Annotated in this window: 22 protein-coding genes; 20 read left to right on the top strand and 2 right to left on the bottom strand. The window is 39.0% G+C overall.

What is annotated here, in order from left to right; translation table 11 throughout:
• Positions 1-7 precede the first annotated feature (7 nt).
• Positions 8-910 carry a fumarylacetoacetate hydrolase family protein gene (locus tag NST91_RS23420; RefSeq protein ID WP_341333076.1) on the top strand — a complete coding sequence of 301 codons (903 nt, stop codon included), beginning with the start codon at positions 8-10 and terminating at the stop codon, positions 908-910.
• Between the two features lie 329 nt (positions 911-1,239).
• Here NST91_RS23420 and NST91_RS23415 read toward each other — a convergent pair whose 3' ends face one another.
• On the bottom strand, positions 1,240-2,469 hold the full coding sequence (locus NST91_RS23415; protein WP_341330810.1) for an IS110 family RNA-guided transposase: 1,230 nt from the start codon (positions 2,467-2,469) through the stop codon (positions 1,240-1,242).
• Between the two features lie 427 nt (positions 2,470-2,896).
• On the opposite strand from NST91_RS23415, the gene kdgT reads away from it, so the two are divergent.
• The 15 genes from kdgT (at position 2,897) to NST91_RS23340 (ending at position 19,665) form a co-directional block, all read left to right on the top strand.
• Positions 2,897-3,889, top strand: coding sequence for a 2-keto-3-deoxygluconate transporter (gene kdgT / locus NST91_RS23410; RefSeq protein WP_341333075.1), 993 nt, complete (start codon positions 2,897-2,899; stop codon positions 3,887-3,889).
• A 246-nt stretch (positions 3,890-4,135) separates the two neighbouring features.
• Positions 4,136-5,038: a fumarylacetoacetate hydrolase family protein gene (locus NST91_RS23405; RefSeq protein ID WP_341333074.1), complete on the top strand. Its 903-nt coding sequence runs from the start codon at positions 4,136-4,138 to the stop codon at positions 5,036-5,038.
• 29 nt (positions 5,039-5,067) lie between these two features.
• Positions 5,068-6,537: an alpha-ketoglutaric semialdehyde dehydrogenase GucD gene (gene gucD / locus NST91_RS23400; RefSeq protein WP_341333073.1), complete on the top strand. Its 1,470-nt coding sequence runs from the start codon at positions 5,068-5,070 to the stop codon at positions 6,535-6,537.
• Between the two features lie 227 nt (positions 6,538-6,764).
• On the top strand, positions 6,765-7,664 hold the full coding sequence (locus NST91_RS23395; RefSeq protein WP_341333072.1) for an AEC family transporter: 900 nt from the start codon (positions 6,765-6,767) through the stop codon (positions 7,662-7,664).
• Between the two features lie 484 nt (positions 7,665-8,148).
• A complete protein-coding gene (locus tag NST91_RS23390) occupies positions 8,149-8,928 on the top strand; it encodes an isochorismatase family protein (protein ID WP_341333071.1) in 780 nt (259 codons plus the stop codon).
• Positions 8,929-9,246: 318 nt separating this feature from the next.
• On the top strand, positions 9,247-10,035 hold the full coding sequence (locus NST91_RS23385) for a maleate cis-trans isomerase family protein (RefSeq protein ID WP_341333070.1): 789 nt from the start codon (positions 9,247-9,249) through the stop codon (positions 10,033-10,035).
• Between the two features lie 78 nt (positions 10,036-10,113).
• Positions 10,114-10,779 (top strand): isochorismatase family protein, encoded by a 666-nt coding sequence (locus tag NST91_RS23380; protein ID WP_341333069.1) that lies wholly within the window; start codon positions 10,114-10,116, stop codon positions 10,777-10,779.
• A gap of 117 nt (positions 10,780-10,896) precedes the next feature.
• On the top strand, positions 10,897-11,739 hold the full coding sequence (locus NST91_RS23375; RefSeq protein WP_341333068.1) for an alpha/beta fold hydrolase: 843 nt from the start codon (positions 10,897-10,899) through the stop codon (positions 11,737-11,739).
• Complete coding sequence (locus NST91_RS23370; RefSeq protein ID WP_341333067.1) at positions 11,736-12,782, top strand: 2,5-dihydroxypyridine 5,6-dioxygenase NicX family protein; 1,047 nt, start codon at positions 11,736-11,738, stop codon at positions 12,780-12,782. The genes NST91_RS23375 and NST91_RS23370 overlap by 4 nt, the downstream gene beginning before the upstream one ends.
• Before the next feature lie 176 nt (positions 12,783-12,958).
• Positions 12,959-14,110, top strand: a complete 1,152-nt coding sequence (locus tag NST91_RS23365) for an ABC transporter substrate-binding protein (protein WP_341333066.1) — start codon at positions 12,959-12,961, stop codon at positions 14,108-14,110.
• A gap of 11 nt (positions 14,111-14,121) precedes the next feature.
• On the top strand, positions 14,122-14,997 hold the full coding sequence (locus NST91_RS23360; RefSeq protein WP_341333065.1) for a branched-chain amino acid ABC transporter permease: 876 nt from the start codon (positions 14,122-14,124) through the stop codon (positions 14,995-14,997).
• The gene (locus NST91_RS23355) at positions 14,994-16,781 is read left to right on the top strand and encodes a branched-chain amino acid ABC transporter ATP-binding protein/permease (protein WP_341333064.1); all 1,788 of its coding nucleotides are present in this window, start codon (positions 14,994-14,996) and stop codon (positions 16,779-16,781) included. Before NST91_RS23360 ends, NST91_RS23355 begins: the two co-directional genes overlap by 4 nt.
• Positions 16,774-17,469, top strand: coding sequence for an ABC transporter ATP-binding protein (locus NST91_RS23350; RefSeq protein WP_341333063.1), 696 nt, complete (start codon positions 16,774-16,776; stop codon positions 17,467-17,469). The genes NST91_RS23355 and NST91_RS23350 overlap by 8 nt, the downstream gene beginning before the upstream one ends.
• Positions 17,470-17,526: 57 nt before the next feature.
• Positions 17,527-18,756 carry an FAD-dependent monooxygenase gene (locus tag NST91_RS23345; protein WP_341333062.1) on the top strand — a complete coding sequence of 410 codons (1,230 nt, stop codon included), beginning with the start codon at positions 17,527-17,529 and terminating at the stop codon, positions 18,754-18,756.
• A gap of 297 nt (positions 18,757-19,053) precedes the next feature.
• Positions 19,054-19,665, top strand: a complete 612-nt coding sequence (locus NST91_RS23340; protein ID WP_341333061.1) for a flavin reductase family protein — start codon at positions 19,054-19,056, stop codon at positions 19,663-19,665.
• A gap of 284 nt (positions 19,666-19,949) precedes the next feature.
• Here the strand turns inward: NST91_RS23340 and NST91_RS23335 are convergent, their stop codons facing one another.
• Complete coding sequence (locus NST91_RS23335; RefSeq protein WP_341333060.1) at positions 19,950-20,642, bottom strand: FadR/GntR family transcriptional regulator; 693 nt, start codon at positions 20,640-20,642, stop codon at positions 19,950-19,952.
• Positions 20,643-21,130: 488 nt separating this feature from the next.
• Between NST91_RS23335 and NST91_RS23330 the strand changes: the two genes are divergently transcribed.
• From NST91_RS23330 to NST91_RS23315, 4 genes are all read left to right on the top strand, one after another.
• Entirely contained in the window at positions 21,131-21,442 is a 312-nt protein-coding gene (locus tag NST91_RS23330; RefSeq protein WP_341333059.1) for a UxaA family hydrolase, read from the top strand.
• Positions 21,429-22,604, top strand: coding sequence for a UxaA family hydrolase (locus tag NST91_RS23325; RefSeq protein ID WP_341333058.1), 1,176 nt, complete (start codon positions 21,429-21,431; stop codon positions 22,602-22,604). Before NST91_RS23330 ends, NST91_RS23325 begins: the two co-directional genes overlap by 14 nt.
• Before the next feature lie 92 nt (positions 22,605-22,696).
• Positions 22,697-23,740, top strand: a complete 1,044-nt coding sequence (locus tag NST91_RS23320; RefSeq protein WP_341333057.1) for a C4-dicarboxylate TRAP transporter substrate-binding protein — start codon at positions 22,697-22,699, stop codon at positions 23,738-23,740.
• Positions 23,741-23,869: 129 nt separating this feature from the next.
• Positions 23,870-24,352 (top strand): TRAP transporter small permease, encoded by a 483-nt coding sequence (locus tag NST91_RS23315; protein ID WP_341333056.1) that lies wholly within the window; start codon positions 23,870-23,872, stop codon positions 24,350-24,352.
• Position 24,353 lies beyond the last annotated feature (1 nt).

The following is a 24,353-nucleotide window of genomic DNA, read 5'->3' as shown; positions in this document are numbered from 1 at the left end:
GTTTGAAATGAAATTAGGAACGTATCTATACAACCAGCAAGAACGACTGGCAGTTAAATTGAATCATTCTCTAATTGATGTCGAAAAGACAGCTGAACAGAATAATTGGAATGTAGTACCTGAGGATATCATGAACGTAATTGGTATGCCATCAGATGAATTCAAACATTTCGAGGAACAGATTAAACAAGCTGTACATAACGGGCAGGCAACAGTGGTCAACGAAGAGGAAGTAACCTGGGGTCCATGTGTAACCCGACCACATAAAATTATCTGTGTTGGTTTGAATTACAAGAAGCATGCTGACGAGACAAATGCTCCTTACCCTGAAGTGCCAATTCTTTTTAACAAATTTGACAACACACTGACTGGTCATAATGCTGAAATCGAAATTCCGGGTGTTACCAATGAATTGGATTATGAAGTTGAGCTTGGTATTGTAATCGGCAAGGAAACGAAAAACATATCAGAGGAAGAAGCACTCTCTCATGTATTCGGATATTGCGCGGTCAATGACCTATCCGCACGAGACTTACAAATGAGAACGCCGCAGTGGCTGCTCGGGAAATCTTGTGATGGCTTTAGCCCGGCGGGTCCTTACCTAGTCACATCGGATGAAGTTGGAAATCCCAACAATCTTACACTTAAAACGTATGTGAATGGTGAACTCAGACAAAACTCAAACACATCAGATATGATTTTCTCATGTGCAGAAATTGTGAGTTATATATCTAAACATATGACTCTATTGCCGGGAGATTTAATTCTAACAGGAACACCAGAAGGCGTCGTTCTTGGACTTCCACAAGAAGAGAGAGTTTACATCCAGCCTGGTGACGTAGTCACTGTTGAAATCGAGAAGCTTGGTACATTAACCAATAAGTTTGTCGAAGAAAAAGTTTTAGTTTAATTGAAAACCCTTACTTAAAAAGTAGTTTAGTATGTTGATTGAAATGGAGGCACGAATCTACAGGAAAAGCAAACTTTGAAAAGACCAACTAGAGTAAAACAGCTAAGAAGACTTACTGGACCATCATGTAAATTAATGTGCCCAAAACGAAAAAGTACCTAAAACAATTAGCTGTTTAAAAAGTCCTGCGGTAATATGTCAAGTACCAAAATCTAAGGAATTGGAAATTGTAAGCCAACCAATACCTAAAAAAGACAATACTTAAGAAACCCAGTAAGATATTAAACCATTTACTGGAAAACATTGAAGGATTTAGGATGTTTTATCCTTTAGTTATTCACCTTCCTTCTTGGCGTGTAGACTTGATCGTTGCGTAGCAGCGCATCGACCAACCGCACAAGTTTTCTTGCCGTTAAGACGAGTGCTCTTTTGTGTTGATGCTTAGGAACCTCACGATATTTTTTCAGGTAGTATGCCCGAAATTCAGGTTCATTTCGTTGAACCGAGTTGGCAGCTTCAACAAGGTAATAACGAAGAAATCTATTTCCTGAACGTATCATTTTGGTTTCCTCAGCTTGGAACTTGCCTGATTGATGCTTGGACCATGTAAGTCCACTATATTTGGCAATGGAAGCTTGGTTATCAAAGCGATCAATTTGTCCAATTTCGGCTAAAATACCAGCGGTATAGACTGGGCCTATTCCTGGAATCGTCTGTAAGGTATTAGGGATACCTTCTAGAAGCTTTTGGATGGCTTTGTCAAGTTCTTTAATCTGTTTAGTTATACTACGGATGGACTCTATTGAAGTCCCTAATAATAGGTCGATAGAATCTTCCACACACTTTGATAATCGGTAGGAAGATCTCGCAGCCTTTTGAATGGATTTCGCCACACACTCGGCGTCAGTAAAGCGATTTTTGCCCTTATCTTGAAGATAATTCGCAAGTTCTTGAAGATCCATTGAGCTAATTTCATCTAAGCTATATTGTTCAAGAAATAGCTCTAACATGGCATTTCCAAAAACCGAACTATCCACTTCAGTCGTAAAGGAACTACACTTATAAAATAAGTGTTGCAGAAAATATTGCTTTTCTCGCGTTAGGTTATGAACGAGATGATATCTCATTCTTGTCAACCTTTGAAGAGCAATAAATTGTTCCTGCATGACCGCCGTTAGTGGAAGACGTCCAAACCGTAAGCGATCTGCAATAATCCAAGCATCGACTTGGTCTGTTTTATCCAGGTCAACATATGACTCTTTAAATTTTTTAATTAGTTTTGGATTAATAGTAAAGACTGTTGTTTTAAATTCTTTAAGAGATTCATCCTCGTGAAAAAACATAGCAGGATGCCAACTATAGACTGAAGTGGCCTCCATCCCGATTTGAATCTCGGAAATTGAGTTACTTTGGGCTATCTTGACAATCAGATCTTTCAGATAAGATGCCCCTGTCAAATTGTTGTCAACAGTGAGAGCAGTTAATGCTTTTCCTTCAAAATTCATGACACAAGCTTTCATATCTTGAGAGCTAACGTCTATTCCAACAAATAATTTCATGGTGGCTAACCTCCTTTCAATCTAGGATCAAGGGAAGGACTCTTCGGGATATCCCCAGTGTACTTGTCGGTCAATCACCCTCGCGTATTAGAACTCACTTTGGTCCATGAGCTGCCTGGAAGCTGCAACTTCCAGCATGGGCTGCCAAAGGGAACAGCCTGCGGGTTAGAAGTTCGAACAAGGACTGGGGAGACAGACTTTTGTAGTAGTCAAAGCTACAGGAGATGATAGAAATCCCCCAAACGATCCTAAGACCATTATCTAGGGACATCACGAAAAGTCCACCCTTTGGAAAACTTTTTCAGATGGTGGGGGGCTAGCCCCCCACTATCTGAACTAACATCTATAGAATTATCAAAGAACAATATTTTAATTGGAAATTACCTCGAAAGAGGACTATAAACTTACTATACGAGGAGGTCAATATATGAAAATTAAAAAAACGATTGATAGAATTCCTGGTGGCTTGATGGTCGTTCCGCTCTTTATAGGAGCATTGCTGAATACGTTTTTTCCTAATTTAAGTAAATCTTTGGGATCCTTTACGTTTGGTCTGACATCAGGAACGGTTCCTATACTAGCTGTCTGGTTCGTCTGTCTAGGGGCATCTATTCGTCTGAAGTCGACAGGCATTGTCCTCAGAAAATCAGGGGTTCTATTGGTAACAAAACTGAGTGTTGCATGGGTTGTTGGCTTTGTAGCCTCACATTATCTTGGTAACGGGATGATTGAATCCGGATTCTTCGCGGGTGTTTCTGCCCTCGCCTTGGTAGCAGCCATGGATATGACCAATACAGGTCTTTACGCTTCTCTAATGGATCAATATGGTTCAAAAGAAGAAGCAGGTGCATTCGTACTCATGAACATTGAATCTGGCCCACTAATGACTATGATTATCCTTGGTACTGCAGGAGTTGCATCATTCGAACCTCAAGTGTTAGTCGGTTTGATTTTACCATTCATCGTCGGTTATATCCTTGGGAATCTAGATGAGGACATTCGTGAATTCCTTAGCCGTGCCATTCCAGTTCTGATACCCTTCTTCGCATTCTCGCTCGGTAACGGTATTAAATTGACGGTTCTTGCGGAAACAGGTCTTTTTGGTATTATTCTTGGACTTTTAGTAATTGTCGTAACAGGAATACCTCTAATCCTAGCAGATATCTTTGTTGGTAAGGGTAACGGTACTGCGGGGATTGCTGCTTCAAGTACTGCAGGAGCAGCAGTTGCTACACCACTATTGGTAGCTGAAATGGTTCCAGAACTTGCACCAGTAGCACCAGCAGCAACAGCATTGGTTGCAACTTCACTAATTGTAACATCAATTGTTGTTCCAATCGTGACGGGTGTATATCACAAGTTTGCAAACAAGAATTCAATTCTTAACAAACGCATAGACAATATAAAAAAGGCAGTGTAAAAATGATGAGTTTAATAGACAAAAAAAGGCATCAACAGATATCAATAATCGTTTTGTGGTGCAAAGCGATTCTTTGAATGACATCTATTGATACCAACACACACACATCTATTATACTATCGAATAATGAAAAATAAACAAAAGTGACTTGAAGTGGGGGTATTGAGATTTCCACATTTCAATCCCCTATATAAAAATAGAAGACTAAATTTTTCTGATAAAAACATACCGAAAGGGGTATTGTTGATGAAAATTATCCGTTACCGAAAAGAAGAAGAGCAAATTATTGCGGCGGTCACGTCCGACGGTGCGATCTATCCGCTTCCTTATGAAGGTTTTATCGACATCACTCGTGATGCAAAAGCTCGCAAAACATCTATCCTAGCTTTTGTGGAGGATAAAGTGTCAAACCTTCAACCAGTTGATTATGGAATGAAAGAAGTTGAATTGGTAGTGCCAATTGATGCTCCAGAAGTATGGGCAGCAGGTGTGACATACGAAAAGAGTAGAGAAGCGAGAAACTATGAAGCAACAAACGGAAAGTTAGATGCGCAAACATTTTACGATAAAGTGTATGATGCACCACGCCCTGAAATCTTTTTGAAGTCAACTGTTAATCGTACGGTAGGGCCAAATCAGGATGTATATATAAGAAGTGATTCGAACTGGCAGATTCCCGAGCCTGAACTAGGACTGGTAGTCAATGGAGAGGGGGAAATCCTCGCCTACACCATCGGAAATGATATGAGTTGCCGAGACATTGAGGGAGAAAATCCGCTGTATCTACCACAGGCGAAAATCTGGAAGCAATCCTGCTCAATTGGACCAGCATTATTATTAGCGGATTCCGTTGAGGATGCCTATCAATTGGATATTATTTGCAGAATCTATCGGGACAATCAGTTGGTATTCGAAGGGACTGCCAACACCCGCCAGTTAAAGCGGAAGTATGATGAGTTAGTTTCTTATCTGATTAGGGATAATATCATTTTCGATGGCACAGTACTGTTGACGGGCACTTGTATCGTTCCGCCGAACGAGTTTACTCTGCAAGATGGGGATCAAGTAGAAATTGAGATTCCTGAAATCGGAATTCTAAGAAACCCAGTTAAGAAGCAGCAACCGAGCGAAGTTCTCGTGGCTGAATAAATTTACGAATTGATCAGGAGGTAATGAAAGTGAAAGTGGAAACAGAAACAATTACGTACAGCAATTTCATTAACAATGAATGGGTCAAATCGGAATCGAATGAGTTGATCAAAAGCATCAATCCAGCAAACCGATACGAAACCGTAGGATATGTTCAAAAGTCCACGGTTGGAGATCTTGAAAAAGCGGTTCAAGCAGCTCACCAAGCTAAGAAGGCATGGCGAAGGATTGGTCAAGCAGCACGTGGTCAAATCCTCTATAAGGTTGCAAATGTTCTCGAAGAAAACATAGAAGAAATTGCTGAAACTATGACTCGAGAAATGGGTAAAACACTTCCGGAGGCAAAGGGGGAAACAGCCCGTGGGGTCGCTATTCTTCGTTATTATGCGGGTGAAGGCATGAGAAAAGAAGGAGATGTCATTCCTTCCTCTGATAATGAAGCTCTTATGTTCACGAAGAGAACTCCGCTTGGTGTCGTAGGAGTCATTACACCTTGGAACTTCCCAGTTGCCATTCCAATTTGGAAAATTGCTCCTGCCCTAGTATATGGTAATACAATCGTTTTCAAGCCAGCATCAGAGGCTGCAGTTACCGCTGCGAAAGTGGTGGAGTGCTTTGAAAAAGCCGGACTTCCTGCAGGAGTTTTGAACTTTGTAACTGGTTCCGGTTCGGTTGTAGGGCAGGCTTTAATTGATCATCAGTTGCTCAACGGAATCACGTTTACGGGTTCAGAGGCAATTGGCAGAGGTGTAGCTAAGTCTGCATCTGCAAGAGGCATCAAGTTCCAAACTGAGATGGGCGGTAAAAACCCAGTCATCGTAGCGAAAGATGCCAATCTCGATCAGGCGGTGGAAGCCGTAATCAGTGGTGGATTCCGTTCCTCCGGCCAAAAATGTACAGCATCCAGCCGAGTCATCGTGGAAGCGCCGGTATATGAGGTATTCAAAGAAAAACTAATCAAGGAAACTGAGAAAATTAAAGTGGGCAACGGCTTACAGGAAGGCATCTGGATGGGGCCGTCTGCTAGCGAAAGCCAATTAGATACCGTAAAAAGTTATATCAAGAAAGGCCAAGAGGAAGGTGCATCTCTTATATTTGGAGGCAATGTTCCTGAAGGGGCAGAGTTCGAAAATGGATTCTACATCACTCCTGCAATTTTTGATGACGTGACTCCGGAAATGGCAATTGCCCAAGATGAAATCTTTGGACCTGTTATTGCTTTGATTAAAGTTGAAGATATAGAGGAAGCTATTGATGTTGCGAACAATACTAAATACGGTTTGAGCGCGTCAATCTTTACTTCAAATATTAGTAATATCTTAGAATTTGTTGAAGATATCGAAGCAGGTCTAGTAAGAATCAATGCTGAAAGTGCTGGTGTTGAGCTACAAGCGCCATTCGGTGGCATGAAATCTTCTAGTTCTGGTTCCCGTGAACAGGGAGAAGCTGCAAAAGAATTCTACACAGCAATCAAAACCGTCTTCGTAAAAGGTTGCTAGGGACAAAGGGATAAGTCCCTCGTCCCAAAACAATGGGTTTAAATCACATATTATAATAGAATATGAATGGCCCGATTATGGAGTAATCTGTACAATCGGGCTTTTTTTAATAGGGAAGTCTATGAGGAAACTATGGTAGTTTACGGATCCTATCCCCGTGACCAACCCGATCCTTGCTCCACTATGTTAGAATAAGATATTAGTATAAATATGGAAGGAAATCACAGATGGAGTTATTATTAATCGTTTTACCTGCATTCCTTATCTTCACTGCTGGATTTATTGGTCAAAAGGTCCTCAAATTTGATATTAAATCTATTTCAAAACTGTCTTTATATTTGTTATTACCTTTTTTAACATTTGATACGTTTTATACCAATCAACTAAATGCCGATTATTTTTATATGTTTGTTTTTACAGTATTGCTTACTGTTCTATTAGTGGGTATAACCTTCTTGACTGGAAAACTATTAAAGGTAGACCGACCTCATATGTCTGCTTTGCAGATTGGGAGTATTTTTCCGAATAGCGGGAATTACGGAGCCCCAGTTGCTTTGTTTGCATTCGGCAGTTTGGCCTTTGATTATGCCATCATTATTATGGTGATTCATGCATTTTTAATCAATTCATTGGGTATCTTTCTTGCATCCCTCGGTGGGGACACCTCAACTGGAATGAAAGGTGCATTTATTCGGTTGATACGAATGCCCGTCATGTATGGAGCTATATTGGGGATTCTATTTCAGATTTTGAACATACCATTACCATCTACAATAATAGGTGGAATAAGTATGGTGGGAGATGCATCCATTCCAATTGTTATGTTAATCCTTGGCATGCAATTGGCTGAAATCAAACCGCAAAAATTTAATTTGAAATATGTTAGTAGTATTACAATCCTACGTATGGTTGTATCACCGCTTCTTGCCTTAGCTTTAGTTCAGATCATGCCAGTGAGCGACATAATCAAAAACGTTTTTATTCTCTTGGCCGCGATGCCTGTCGCAGCTAACACAACCATGCTAGCCGTCCAATTCGATTGCAAGCCAGACTTAATATCATTTACAACACTAGTCACAACTTTACTTAGCTTGATTTCAATCCCGTTTGTAATCTTTCTGCTTTAAGTGGGATAGAGGGTCAGGTCCCTCATCCCAATTCTTTATACACCCCCTAGAAACTAATCTTGTATGCCAACAAGATTACCCCATTTAAAATCCTATGACCATCCTTTTCAAAGGCCTCACAAGTTATAAGAAATTCCAAAATACTAAACTGTTCGCCATATACTGGTAAGTAATTGTTGAAAACTCGAGACCAGGGTTAGGTTTCTCGGTTGTTTTGAAAAGGTCTGTAATATAAATACCTAGTTGCTTCCTTAAAAAAGGAACCAGATACTTTGTATTTTTTGTGAATTATAGAGAAAAAGTGAAATAATATGATATACTATTTGGTAAGTTTGGTAAGTTTGGAAGTTATCAAAGACTTTGGTAGAAATGTTGAAGTTGTAATCTTGCTAATCAGAGATGACTACTTGTTTATCGATAAAGATGTTCATTTGTATCATTTTAATATTGTAATAAAAAGAATACGATGGAAGAAGGTATTGAGATGTATGAGAATCTTTTAAATATATCTGAAGCATCAAAACTATTGGGTGTTTCGCCAAGTACATTACGTAGATTGGAGAAGAACGGCTATATTGAAGAATATGGATTAAAGGTTATCTATACACCTGGTGGTCAGAGGAGATATATATTGGATGAAATCCAGCAACTCTATTCGAATCAGGGGTTTTCGGGACAAATTGGATTTGGGGATAAGGTTGCCTTGTTAATCCGAGATTTGACCAATGGTTTCACCGATCCGCATTCCCAATTATCTATTCAACTCGAGAATCAATTCTCTTCTGTTAAGAAGTTGATTGAAGTCGCCTTCGATCATAAGATGCCAATTATCTTTAGCAAAACGGTTTATGAACCTGATAATAAGGTATCTAGGTTGTGGAGTGAGAAATTCCCATCGCTTCAAATTTTAGATCATCAAAGCACATGGACCCAGATTCACCCAGAATTTAGAGATTACCCCTATGATCTTATTAATCCTACGGCCTATATTACGGATTTGTATAATAACGAAGTAAATGATTTTTTGCAAACCAGACAAATAGACACAATCATCTTGGCAGGAGCAACGACAAGTGGAAGCATAAGAGCGACTGCTGTGGAAGCGCTTCAAAAAGGATATCGAGTTATTATTCCGAAAGAAGCTGTGGGCGATCGGAATCAGACGTTACAGAACTCAACTTTGTTAGATTTAAACGCAAGATATGCAGATGTGATTAGTTTAGATAAAACTATAAAAGGAATGAAAAGGTCTAGTAAACTGTGAATGAAAACCATTCACAGTTTTTTTATCATTAATTTACTGAAAATTTTATTTAGTTTTAATATTGACACCATTGAAAGTGTAGAGTAAAATGTGAATTAACAAGTTTGGTAAGTTTGGTAAGTTTAAAGTTTTTTGATAAGTTTAATTAATTTTAGAAGTAATTGGATTAGAAATCTAAAAAAATGGGAGGGGAGAGAGAACGTAAAAAACGGAAGTTGTATAGGAAATAATAAAAACAAAGCACCACAAGAAGAGTGAATATGACAAAATCGCTTAACTATAGGTATTTTAATAAAACGATCAAAAGGGTGTGAACTTGTGACGAAGAACTACCGGATCGGGCTAGTTGTTCCTAGCTCTAACACAACAATGGAAACTGAAATACCAGCCATGCTTCAAAGGAGACAACAAATCGTTTCAGATTCAACATTTACATTTCATTCAAGTCGAATGCGGATGAAAAAGGTAACAAAAGAAGAATTAAAATCAATGGACATTGAAAGTGACAGATGTGCAGTTGAACTTTCAGATGCAAGATGTGATGTAATTGCCTACGCGTGTCTGGTTGCTATTATGTGCCAAGGACCTGGGTACCATAAAGAATCCGAACAGCGTCTTTTTACAAAGACCAAGGATAATGGTGCAGCTACTTCAGTAGTTAGTAGCGCAGGAGCCCTTGTAGAAGGGATAAAGGAATTAGGAGCAAAAAAAGTAGCCATTATTACCCCATATATGAAGCCTCTAACAAATCAAGTGATTGAATATATAGAAGCAAGCGGAATTCAAGTTACGGACTCTATTAGTTTAGAAATTCCCGATAATCTTGAAGTTGGACGCCAAGATCCATTACGTCTTGTAGAGATAGTGAAGAATTTAGATATAAGCCAAGCAGATGCGGTTGTATTATCAGCTTGTGTTCAAATGCCTTCATTAGAAGCCATCCAAATCGTGGAAGACAACATCGGTAAGCCCGTTCTTTCAGCCTCTGTAGCGACAGTTTACAAGATTCTTAAAACATTAAATATAGATCCCTATGTACCAAATGCAGGAAGACTACTTTCAGGAAATCTATTAGCAGGGGTTTCTACAAAGGAAGGGGGAGAATAAGCGTAAAAATGCGGGAGTTATTATTTTTTCTCAATCATTAATGTAAGGAACAATTTGATGGTGAAGAGGGGGAGCCTGGTGATACAGCATTTAGACGATGAAACCTTTTTTAAAGAAAAAGGTTTTGGAAAATTATTAGGGTTTGGCCAGAAGCCTGGTTTAATCGTAGTAGATATGATAAAGGGGTTTACAGACCCAACCATGCCGATGGGATCTGATTTAACGCAACAAATTGAACAGACAAATAAATTATTAAGTGTCATGCATGAGTTAAAACTTCCAGTATTCTTTACGACTATCTCTTATGATGATGAGTCACTCGCGGATTCTGGTATTTGGTATCAGAAAATGAGAGGACTAGAGACATTAATCTCTGGTACCGAAGCAGTTAAAGTCGATTCTCGGTTACACTTCCAATCTGGTGACGGCCTTATTGTAAAGAAATACGCTTCAGCGTTTTTCGGGACAGATCTCATTGCTCGTCTCAATGCGAACAATATTGATACTGTCATTATTGTTGGCTGTACAACATGCGGTTGTATCAGAGCAACAGCTGTTGATGCATTGCAATTAGGGTATCGACCAATAGTTGTTGAAGATGCTGTTGGGGATCGCTCAAGGGCATCACATGAACAAAGTCTATTTGACCTTCGTCAAAAATACGCGGATGTTCTAAAGACAAGTGAAGTCATTGAAAATATGTCGAAATTTAAAAAGCAAGTCACAAAGGATTATCAGATGTAACGCTGCCTTTCTCAAGGTAAGAAAAGTAGGAATATAGGATTCTATTAAAATATCATTCACTTCATATACTTTCACATAAATACACGTAGAAAGTCTTCGTAGGAAGGGGCTAGTATAATGAATCATAGTGATTCTTTTGAAGATTTATTTGTAGAAGGGCTACATGCAAAAATTCACCTCATCACAAAAGGAAAAAAAGAGGGAGTTCCTATTATTTTTCTCCCAGGAATAACGAGTTACAGTTATTCATTTCGAAACATCTTAAATAGGATGCCTGATGATTGCTATCTCTTATCCATGGATCCAAGAGGCAGAGGGCTTTCAGATGTCCCTAAAGATGGATACACACTACAAGATTATTCTGAAGACCTACTGAATGTTATCAATGCAATTATTGATAACCCTCACCCTCCATTATTAGTCGGACATTCAATGGGGGCTAGAATCGCTGCTTCGTTCGCTAGCAGTTACCCGTCCCTTATTTCTGGAGTTGTATTAATTGATCCACCAATTAACGGACCTGGACAAAGACAAGTTTATCCGAATCCGCTCTCCATGTTTATCAAGCAAAAAGAGGCTGTTGATCAAGGAGAGATGGATGTTTTCCGTAGTTATTTTCCTGCATTTACTGAAGAACAGCTTTCAGAAAGAGCAGAGGAATACAGAAATAATAGTTTCCAAGCAATTGTTCAATCATACGAATCATTACTGAAAGAGCCATTTCAAGTGCATGTAAAAATGCTTTCGGTTCCTACCCTACTATTAGTTGCAGAACATGGAGATACAATCCGTGAAAATGAATTACAAGTATTGAAGTCGATAAATCCATCGATGGAGACAGTGTTGGTCAAAGATGTTGGACATATGGTATATAAGGATGCACCTGTGGAAACAGCGAAATATATTACATCTTTTGTTGATAAAGTATTTAATTTAAATGGGAGAGGTGTTTTAAAATGACAGTAGAATTTGATGAAATGGTAGAGCTTTTTAAAAAGGAACTTGAATTATGTAAGTTACAGCCTACAGAAACAATGGCAGTTCTAACTTCTGGTGACATTCGAGCAGATTATGCAAAGGCTTTTTTGACGGCTGCTTCTCAAATCGGAGCAAATGCATTTGAATTAAAACTTCCTCCTAATAATCGTGGAGCTGAAGGGTCTTTTGGTATCACACCGTTAACAGATAATCGAGTCGCTGTTGAATGTCTGAAAAAGGCCGACCTTGTTATAGATTTAGTGCTTCTCTTGTTTTCAAAAGAACAATTGGAACTGCAAGAAGCAGGCGTCCGAATTTTACTAGTAGTTGAACCTTTTGATGTTATTAAAAGAATGTTTCCAAAAGAAAGCGACAAGGACAGAGTATTATACGCAACTAATCTTCTAAAAAATGCAAAGGAATTAAGAGTGACAAACCAGGCGGGGACAGATGTTACCTATCAATTAGGACAATATCCGATCCTAACAGAGTATGCTTTTGCTGATGAGCCGGGAAGATGGGACCATCTCCCAAGTTGCTTTGCAGCAGCTACCTCAAACGATGGTGGTGTTGACGGTGTTGTTGTTATGGATAAAGGAGATATCTTATTTCCGTTTAATCGATATTTACAAGAGCAAGTGACCTTTACAATCAAAGATGGCTATGTGACAAATATAGAGGGCGGTTTTGACGCTATGCTCATAAAAGATTATATGGAAAGCTTTAATGACCCAAGGGCATATGCGATCTCTCATATTGGCTGGGGATTAAATGAACGAGCACAATGGCATAGTTTAGCCTTCGATGATCAAGTATTTGGTATGGATGGCCGTGCATTTTACGGAAACGTTCTTTTCTCGTTAGGTCCAAATTCCGAATTAGGTGGAAGCAATGATACTCCATGTCACCTTGATTTGCCAATGAAAAATTGCACATTATATCTCGATGGCAAATTAATCGTTAAAGATGGGGACGTTGTTATTGAAGAAATGCAACCAGTTAATACGCAATTAGCGAAAAGGTAAGGCTGTTTCATATTGTAGAAATCTATCAATTTAATTTTTGGAAAATTAAAAATAGCAGAAAAAGACACCTATTTCTTTTGAAGAATAGCGGTACCTAATCCATTACAAAAGAACAGGTGTCACCTTTTTAATTAGAGATTATGTGAACAAAATAATAGATTTAAAGGGGGAGAAATATGTTAAAACTGAGGTCCTTTATTGTATGTTTATCGTTGATTGCAATTGTTACGGGTTGTTCAAGTAGTGGTACGTCAGGAGATGAATCGAGTATAAAGTTGGCATATGTTGGCGGGCTAAGTGGTCCCACGGCTGCTTTTGGGATTCCAACTTATGAAGCTGTAGAATATGCGATCAATGAGATTAACGAAAACGGTGGAATAGATGGTAAAGAGGTAGAACTTGTAAAAGATGATGATGAAGGAAACCCCTTCAAAGGGCAGCAGGCCATTGATAAATTTGCGAACAGTGACATTAAGTTTGTTATAAGTGGATCAAGTAGTGCGGTAGCTTTATCTCAAGTAGCAAAGGTCAAAGCAAATAATATGATTGCTGTATCACCTATTGCATCTGACCCAGATGTCGTGTCAGAAGACCCTCGTTTCTTTGTTAATTTGGCAAACAATAACCAGTTTGGCTGGTCATCTGCTCATTATGCAGCCAATGAAATGGGCATTAAAGAAATGATTGTCTTTGTTCGGGATGATGCCTATGGAACGAGCGTTTTAAAGGCATTCAAAGAAAAGTATGAGGAAAATGGAGGTAAGATTGTAAAAGAATTTAAATATCCAGTTGATGCAAAGGATTTTAATTCTTATATTAGTCAAGGAATTAGTGAATATCCTAATGCGGCTATCTTTCTTACTGGATACGCAGCAGATGGTGGTTTAATCGCAAAGCAGGCGAGAGCTAATGGATATGACAAACCTATTTTTGCAACCAATCCTATGTCGAATCCTCAATATCTGGAGATTGCAGGAGATGCTGCTAACAATACATTTATCGGCTCAGCGTATATTTCAAGCGAAACCATTGGAGATGCAACAAAAAAATTCATTGAAGAGTGGAAGACTGAATTCAAAATTGATCCGAACGTTTATCAGGTTCATGGGTATGATGCTGTCTATATTCTGAAAAGTGCGATTGAAAAGGCTGGTAGCTTAGACCAGGAGAAGGTTCAAAAAGAATTATTGAATATCAAAGACTATGTAGGAGCATCAGGTATCACAAGCTTTAATTCTGATGGATCAGCAACAAAACCAATCTATGTTATCAAATGGGATAATGGAGAATTAAAATTGGAGAAAACACTCGAACCAGGATCCTATTAAGGGGGGATATCGTGTACTTAGATATATTAGTAAGCGGACTAGCTGTTGGTTGTATCTATAGTTTAATCGCCATGTCTTTCAGTTTGATTTTTCGGTCATCTGGAGTGTTGAATATTGGTACTGGCGAGTTTGTGATGATCGGTGGATTAGTAGGATATTCAGTTATCAGCAGTTTTTCGGCAAATTATTATGTGTCTATCATTCTAGCAATGTTAATTGCTGGTATCGTTGGTTATCTAGCAAACACACTTATTTTTCATCCAATCCAAAAGCGAGGCGGTCAGGACGTTCATGTCCTGATTGCCAGCATAGGAATTTTAATCAGCCTACCTCAATTAGGTGCTTTGATATGGGGGGCTGAGCCTTTAAGCTATCCAAACAATATTTCGCAGGGCCAAGTCAATATTGGTGTAACACAAATCTCCGGAATGAGCTTCCTCGTTATTGTATTAAGTATTATTGTAATGGTAGTCTTCCAGATTTTTTTCCGCTATACACGTCTCGGGCAAGCGATGAGGGCGATTGCGGACGATCGGATTATGTCTCAGTTACTAGGGATAAACAACCATAAATACATCGCCTTCATTTTCCTTATTGCAGGAGGATTAACAGGGGTAGCTGGTGTGCTCCTTGGACCTATCTATTACGCTTCTTATGATATGGGGACTATTGGGGTTAAGGCTTTTGCCGCAGCTGTTGTGGGAGGATTTGGAAATGTAACGGGTGCTGTTATTGGTGGCATCTTACTTGGGCTTATTGAAGCTTTTGGTGGTACCATGATCAGTTCGCAGTTCCGTGATTTAATCCTTTATGTGATATTAATCGCAGTTATGTTATTTCGCCCAACTGGTATTTTGGGAATTAAACAACGGAGGGATACAGCATGAGTCAATCCGTAGTGAAGAAATATGGGACATTAATCGGTGCCTTAGCGATTTTAGCGTTACTCGCTTTCTTTGTTCAGTCGAATTATATGTTGTCTTTACTCTCGCAAGCAGTTATCTATACCATCCTTGCCGTTTCACTGCAGTTAATCTTTGGCTATGTAGGACAGGTAAGTTTAGCTCACGCTGGTTTTTTTGGAATCGGGGCTTATACTTCAGCTATTTTAACCTATCATTATGACTGGAATTTCGTCCTTGCCTTTTTAACAGCAGGGGTTGTTGCTGCTCTAGCATCACTCATTTTATCACCTATGGCCAAGTTAAATGAAACCTACTTTGCCATGTCAACTCTAGCATTCAATATCATTTTAACTATTATATTTGCCAACGGAGGCAGCCTCACTGGAGGGTGGAATGGACTTCCAGGTATCCCATTTCCGAATATTTTCGGTTGGGTAGTAGATTCAAAGAAAGAATTTTTTATTCTTGCCTCTCTTATTCTCTTGGTTCAATTTTTCTTTGTTATCCGAATCACTCAAGGAAGGCTTGGCCGTAATTTCCGTGCTATTCGTGATAACCAGATGGCTGCTTCCTCACTGGGCATCGACATTGGAATGACAAAAATCAAAGGCTTTATCTTAGGTTGTTTCTGGGCTGGTTTAGCGGGAAGTGTCATGGTACATATGTATGCCTTCGTCAGTCCTGAGCCCTTTTCCTTCCATGAATCTATAACCGTTGTTCTTATGGTCGTACTAGGTGGTCTTGGTTCATTTTTCGGGGCGTTTCTTGGGGGCTTCGGGGTTACGTTCTTAAATGAATTGTTAAAGGAAATCCCACTTTACCGTCCTATCATTTATGGAATTTTTATTGCAGTAATGATGATTTTCTGGCCTAACGGATTATATGGCCTAGTGAAAAAATTCAAGAAACAGACGATGGAATCCATTATCAAGTACACGAAATTGGATTTGAACTTAAAAAATTACTTGTCCCAACCGTTTAATACAAATCAGACCATATTGAAAATGGATCATGTTACAAAGCAGTTTGGAGGTGTGGTTGCTCTTAATGATGTGGATTTGGAAGTAAAGCAAGGTGAAGTATTTGGTCTAATTGGTCCGAACGGAGCGGGTAAAACAACTTTTATTAACACCATTACAGGCGTAGAGAAGCCGACTATTGGTAAAGTCACTTTCATGGACAAGGACATCAGCGGCAAGCCGATGCATTACGTTGGTGAAATGGGGATGGTTCGGACATTCCAAGTTAGTAAGCTATTTAACAGTATGACAGTCGTTGAGAATGTCATGGTTGGAACTTCGACCATGATTAAAAATGATATTGGTTTAGCTTTATTGCAAAATAAGCAGTTTCATCATGAGGAACAAGAGGCTTATAGCATTGCAATGAGCTTGGTGAAGCTGGTCGGCTTGGAAGATAAAGCGTTCGATTTATGTGCAAATCTTGCTTACGGACATCGCAGGCTAGTGGAAATTGCCAGAGCTCTTGCTTCTCAACCGAAAGTGCTGTTTTTGGATGAACCTGCTGCCGGTCTAAACCTTAAGGAAAGAGAAAATTTAAAGGACTTGATTATTCGTTTACGTAATGATTTTGGTATCACAATCTTCATTGTAGAGCATGACCTAAACTTATTAACAAAGATCTGTGACCATATGGCTGTTCTAAACTTTGGAAAGAAGATCGCGGATGGATTGCCTCTTGCTGTGGTGCGTGATCCAGAAGTTATTCAAGCGTATCTGGGAAGGAGAGATAAGAAGCATGCTTAATGTTGAAAATCTCCAAGCTTTTTACGGAAATGCACAGGCACTTGAGGATATCAACTTCACCTTAAATGAAGGGGAGATTGTCTGTCTCATTGGAAACAATGGGGCAGGTAAATCCACCACCTTGATGTCAATTAGTGGAATTGTAAAACAAAAGAAAGGAACCATTATTTTTAATGGAGAGGACATTACTCGACTACCACCTCATCAAATTGTTTCCAGAGGAATCATACAAGTCCCAGAAGGAAGAAGGATTTTCACTACATTAACCGTGGAAGAGAATTTGAAACTGGGAGGTTTCCTCAAACGAAAAGTAACTAAATCCAGAATAGAGGAAATCTATAGTATCTTTCCGCGTTTGAAAGAGCGCCGAAACCAATTAGGGGGCAGTTTGAGCGGTGGGGAACAGCAAATGTTAGCAATTGGCCGTGCTATGATTGGGGAACCGAAACTCCTAATGCTTGATGAGCCATCCCTAGGTCTGGCTCCACAAATCATTGATATGATCTTTGATTCTATTATTGCCCTACGAAAGGCAGGAACAACGATACTACTAATTGAACAAAATGCAGAACTAGCTTTGGATGTTTCCGATCGGGCTTATGTTATTGAACTTGGTCGTTGTGTCTTATCCGGAGAATGTGAAGCTTTAAGAAACGATCAGAAAATCCAATCTATTTATTTAGGATGAACAGGGGTATTTGGCTGATTTTTATCTTTCAAAAATAATATTGAGGTGATGTAAAAGATGAAAAAGTCTTTAGTTGTCGGTATTATCGGTGGAGGTATTGGTGGGGTAGCTTTAGCGCGCGCGTTACAACAAAGAGGGATTTCCTTCCACTTGTTTGAACAAGCAACAGAGTTTAGAGAAGTTGGGGCCGGAATCCAAATGACACCTAATGCTGTGAAAGTACTGAATTCTCTTGGTTTGGAAAATGCCATTCAGAGGGTTGGCTTTTTACCAGAAGCGATGGTTGGACGAAGTGGAGAAACAGGTGAAGAATTATTTCGAACTCCCTTAAAGGGTACGTTTGAACAACTGTTTGGTGCATCGTACTATCATGTACATCGTGCTGACCTTCACAGTATTTTAGCATTAGGTATACCAGAGGATAGTATTACGTTTAATGTGAAATGTGTAGACGTGAAATTAAAGAGTGATAAGGCACTTGCAGTGTTTGATGATGGAACTGAATTCGAAGCAGACCTCATTGTTGGTGCAGACGGAATCCGGTCTGCTGTCAGGGGCGCATTGTTCGGCCAGGATGTTCCAACATTTACTGGGCATATGTGCTGGCGTGCCCTTGTTCCGGTCGAAAATCATCCCCTCCCTTTCGTTGATCCGTCTGTGAACTTTTGGTTTGGTCCGAGAGCTCACGTGGTTACTTACTATGTCAAAGGTGGTAAAGCAGTCAATATTGTAGCTTGCAAAGAGACAGATGAGTGGGTGAAAGAATCGTGGACTGAACCTAGTACAACTGATGAACTTTTGGATGCGTACGAAGGGTGGCATCCTGACTTGATTAATCTGTTCAAACAAACAGATAATCTACAAGTTTTCAAGTGGGGCTTGTATGACCGTAATCCTATGGATCAGTGGTCCCGAGGTCATGCGACTCTCCTTGGAGACTCCGCACATCCAATGCTTCCATACTTATCTCAAGGTGCAGCGATGGCGATAGAAGATGCATATGTTCTTGCAGAAGCCCTAGATTATTTTGAAAGGAAAGTAACTGTGGCGTTAGACGCATACGAAGCAGAGCGCCGCAATAGGACCCGAAATGTGCAATTACAGGCCCGTGAAAGAGGACGTACCTATCATCTGGAATCCCCGGAGGAGCAACGCAAGCGTGATCTTGAAATGCGTGAAAGGCAAAATCAGAATCCGAATGCTGTTGGCATTAGTGCTGAGTGGATTTATGAGTACGACGCAATAGCATGTCGTCAACGTTTTGGGACATCGAACGCGTCAGTTTAGATGAAAGTAATGTTGAAGTGAAGCAAATTAGTTAAATAAACATCCTGCTTTACTAGAAAAAATAGAATCGTACTGATAAATAAAGCTGGATTATCAATTGTTGTAACAATAAGAGGTTCTAGTCTGGAAAAGGGTATAGATGTAGATGCGCTCTTTCGTGACTTGGCCTCTTGTAAGTTACGGATTTATTAGGAGTATTTGAAGGTTTAATAAGTTAAGTACGAACGAAAATGAAGGTTTGAACGATAATACTCTATATATGGGACTGAAATACATAATAGTTAGGGGGGAGCTAATATGGAGATCTATACAAAGGACTGTTCTCCAACTGAGCTCTATAAATTAATGTCCGGAACGGTTGTCCCTAGGCCAATTGCCCTCGTTTCCACCAAAAGTGCGGAAGGCATTTACAATGTTGCCCCATTCAGTTTCTTCAATGTCATCCACCCACCAATGGTTATGTTTTCGGTTGGAAATAGGAAAGGTAATAGAAAGAAGGATACTGTCCTTAATATTGAACAACATTCGGAGTTTGTCATCAATCTTGTTAATGCTGAAATGGCCCAACAAGTTCATAATGCCGGTTCGGAATATTTACCGGAAATCAGTGAGTTTGAAGAAGTAGGATTCACTCCAGCTACTGCCAAAGTTATTGATGGTATAGCCGTCAAGGAAGCTCCTATTAAAATGGAATGCAAGCTAGATCGCATTATTCAGGTAAAGGATAGTAATATGGTCCTTGCAGAGGTGGTTCACTTTGATATAGATGATACAATCTACCAAGGTAATTTCAAAATTGATTTTGAAAAGTTAAACCCAGTTGGCCGATTAGCTGGGAATATGTATACGAATATAAAACCATATTCATTAAAAAGAACTTATAATCCAGATAAAGTACTGAAATCATAAGCTCGTTTGATTTTAAACGATTTGGCATTTTTACCTAATAAGACGAATCTTTCTACTACGAATATTTTCTAACTCTAATGCCAGTCTTTCAACTGCCCACTAAATTCCCCCATAATATACCGCATATAATGCTCCATTGTAGGCAGAATTGTTCTGTCTTTTTATGGGACAGAGGGACAGGTCCCTCGTCCCAAAAGGAAAAATATGGTAGGTTACGGGACCTGTCCGTGTGACCCAAAAATAAGACCAGATGATTCTGGTCTTATTTTTGTATTGGGTTTATTTTATTGTTTATAAAATTTCTTTGCTCCTGTAAAGTTTAAATCAATAGCTTCCTTTACTTCTTCAAGATTGCGTAATTTAATGGCTTTAATTAATTTTGTACGAGAGTTAATGCTGTTCTCACGTGCACCAGGGACATTTAAGATTTTTACCATAGATTGATGGCGAAGATGGACAATTGTTTGCATTAACTTGTTGTAGATTTTATTGCCGCTACATGAGCCCATATACAGATCAAAGTCGTCTAATAACCGTTGAAATTCTTCGTTGTTATTTTTTGGGGTGTTTTTTAATTTCTTCATAATATCATCTAGTACTGTAATCTCATTTTCTGTCATGCGATCAGCTGCTTCTAAATAAACCTCAGACTCAATTAATTTCCTTGCAGCATAAACTTCCTCTAAATTATTCACTTCATCATGATACATCCAAAGAATAGTTTCAGCGGGCAGTACCGATTCTTTAGCGCTTACAAAACTGCCTTCACCTGGTTTGATTTCTATTAAGCCGATAAGTGCAAGGGCTCTCAGAGACTCTCGGATTCGTCCTCTGTTTACCTGGAATTCTTCTGCTAATAATCTCTCATTTGGAAGCTTGTCTCCAGGTTTTAATTCGTTTGAGATAATCCATGATGCAACTTGTTCTAAAATTTGCTCAGTTAAAGTTACTCTTTTAATTGGATTGATTTTTACCATATACAACACCCTTAGTGAATGAAATTTTTATTGGTACCACCAGAATACCACATTGTAAGCAAGAATAGAATTAAAATGATTAGGAATTATGTGAAAAGTTCGTGGATAAAACGGAGAAGAATAGAAAGGAAATGAAATTGTGTCTATTTATATAAATATATTAATTAATTAAAAAAATTTGAAAATTTGTTGAAAACGGAAAAACTACGTGGTAACATCAAATTACTGGTACTACCACAGAACCTTTTCATTATATGAAAGCGTTTTATCGGTAGTTTCGTTAATCAAAATAAATTCCCAAGGAGGAGAGTTGATTAAATATAATAAGTATTTTTTTGCGTCTATGGTACTACCACAATACCAAACGAATTACATAGAAATTCCTAGTAATTGTAAAAAAATGAAAACTAAAAGCTTGTGCTCGTGTACGTAAGAGGTCTTTAAACTATTTTTTAACATTAATACCTTCACTAAGGAGGATGAGTAAGATGAGCGAGAAAAAATACCGAACACTAGTTATGCAACCGACAGATAGTGTTGCAGTTTCACTGCAAGATATTCCTCAAAATGAAGAGGTTAATGTAGAACTTTCTAGTGAATTATCAAAGAAGATTCTATTAAAGGACGAAATACTTTTTGGCCATAAATTCGCCATTAAGTCAATCCAAAAGGGAGAGACTATCTTAAAGTATGGAGAAATCATTGGCAAAGCGATTAGGGATATAGCAGAAGGTGAGCATGTACATGTTCACAATCTTGAAGGAACACGAGGAAGAGGTGACCAAATTGGAACTAAATAATGAAGGGAAGTTTTTAGGATATCGTCGTCCAGATGGTAAGGTAGGGGTGAGAAATCACGTTTTAATTTTACCGACAATTACTTGCGCAACACAAACGGCCCAAAGGATTACTGAACTAGTTCATGGAACAGTGACTTTTATCCATCAACATGGTTGTGCACAAGTTGGAGTTGATTATGAACAAACATTTAGAACGTACGTAGGTTTAGGAAAAAATCCAAATGTATATGGAGTTGTGGTTTTAGGGTTAGGCTGTGAAACACATCAGGCCAGAAGCGTTGCTGCAGAAATCGCTAAGTCAGGAAAACCTGTAGTAACCATCTCGATTCAAGACCATGGAGGCACATTAACTACTATTGCGAAAGGAGCACAAGCAGCTGCAAAGCTTGTTCAAGAGGCTTCCGCCCAACCAAGGGAAATATGTGATTTCAGTGAATTAATTATTGGTACGGAATGTGGCGGATCTGATGCATGTTCCGGATTATCTGCTAACCCTGCTGTAGGTGCCGTTAGTGACATGATTGTAGAACGAGGCGGAACTTCCATTCTAGCAGAAACGACAGAACTAATTGGTGCAGAACATTTGTTGGCAAATCGAGCAGCAAATGATCGAGTGGCGAAACGGGTATACGAGGTTATTGAGGCAATGGAAAATCGCTCTATTCTCATGGGAGTGGATATTAGAACTGGAAACCCTAGTCCTGGAAATATTGCCGGAGGATTAAGTTCATTAGAAGAAAAGTCCCTTGGAGCAGCAAATAAGGCTGGGAAAAGTGAGCTTAAAGAATTAATAGACTACGCCGAAGAGCCAACAGAAAAAGGTCTAGTGTGGATGGATACTCCAGGACATGATATTGAACAATTAACGGGTATGGTTGCTGGTGGTGCCCAAGTTGTCCTGTTTACGAGTGGAAGAGGCACACCAACAGGTTCACCGATTGCCCCAGTTATTAAAATTTCAACAAATACAGGTATGTTTGAAAGAATGAGTGACAATATGGACCTCAATGCTGGAACGATTATCGAAGGAACAGAAACGGTCCAAGAAGTTGGTAAAAGAATATTTGACGAAATTGCATTAGTTAGTTCCGGGAAATTAACGAAGGCTGAAATATTAAAACAACATGATTTTGGCATCTGGAGAATCGGACCAACCTTCTAATCTATAAAGTGTAATGTCACATTTTACATGATTCAGGAGAGATTACAAGTTTACTTGTTTAAAAATGAATAATAAGAAAAAGGGGTAATCGTATGGTGAGAAGATCTAAATGGATGTCTGTTTTGGTTGTTGCAATGTTGGTCGCCTTTTTAACTGCTTGCTCTTCAGACTCAAGTTCCAGTTCCGAAAAAGGTTCAGGTGATAGTAAAGGCAGCGATGAAAAAATTTCAATAAACGTTGCTTATGGAAATCAGCCAGGGGAGCCAATTGACTTATTAGCGAAAAAGTGGAAAGAACTAGCTGAGGAAAAAAGTAATGGAAAAATTGAATTAAAGCTTTACCCAAGTTCCCAGTTAGGATCTGAAAAAGATGTTGTTGAACAAGCAACTATGGGGAACAACGTAATTGTTATGGCGGGATATGATTTCCTAATGGATTATGTACCAGATGCTGGGATTCTGACTGCTCCGTATATTACGGATAGTGTTGATGACTTGTTATATTTAACAACAACCGACTGGTTTACTGAACTCCATGAAGCTTTAAACGGGAAGGGGATTCATATTGTTACAACAAATACTGTTTACGGTGAGCGTCACCTGTTAACTAATGATCCAGTTACAACACCTGAGGATTTGGATGGAATGAAAATTCGTGTACCTAACAACCAAATGTCGATTGCAACATTTGAAGCTTTAGGGGCAACAGCAACTCCAACACCACTAGGGGATTTATATACTTCCCTCCAACAGGGACTTATTGATGGTGCTGAGAATCCACTTCCAGTTCTACAAGGTGTAAAGGCACAGGAAGTTTCAAAACATCTCAGTCTTACAGGCCATCAAAAGTTCATTACAACTTGGATTGCTGGACAAAGTTTTATCGAAACCCTACCTGAAGATGTAGTACAGATTCTCAAAGAAACAGGTGATGAGGCTGGAGATTATGGTAGAGGTGTACTAGAAGAACAAACCGAGAGCGTTTTAGATGAATTTAAAGGTCAGGGCGTTGAAATACACGAGGTTGATGTAGAACAATTTAAGGAAAAATTTCAAAGCGTATATGAAGAGTTTCCAGAATGGACTCCTGGTTTATACGATAGAATTCTAGAATTATTAGAAAATAGGCCTTCCTAATTAGTTCCATACTGAGAAAAGCTATTACCTTTTCTCAGTATGGCTTTATAGTCTTTACGTCAGGTACGGAAGTCTCCTAATCTTTTATTCTCATAATTAATTATTCTAGATTACAGGAGGGATAAGATAATGATTAAAAAATGGTTTAACCCAATTGATGATATCATATCCGTTATAGCAATTTCGGTAATATCGTTCTTGACGATTATTAATGTTATTTGTCGTTTTGTATTAAATAGCCCCATCTCGTGGGCAGAAGAAATAACACTTGGTTGTTTTATTTGGCTCGTTTTTATAGGGATAAGCTCTGCAATGAAAAGAGATGGGCATATCGGAGTAGATTATTTCATTCAAAAGATGCCGAAAGCCATTCGTAATGTGTGTACGATCATAGGTGCTGCGGCAATTTATTTTGTACTCATATACATATTTATATTTTGGGGTTTTGAGCTCGCTTCTCAAGCCGGAAGCAAAGTAACTCCTGTATTAGGAATTAGCTACACCTATATTGATCTTGCTGTTCCTATTGGAGGGTTTTTAACAGCTATTCATTTTACCATTAAGCTAATTCGTTCTTTCCAAACCAATCCAGAGAAAAAGGAGAGAGCATGAT

The organism is Ferdinandcohnia sp. FSL W7-1320 (assembly GCF_038050315.1).
Taxonomy (GTDB): Bacteria; Bacillota; Bacilli; order Bacillales; family Bacillaceae_L; genus Ferdinandcohnia; species Ferdinandcohnia aciditolerans.
This window is presented reverse-complemented; position numbering and strand designations above follow the sequence as displayed.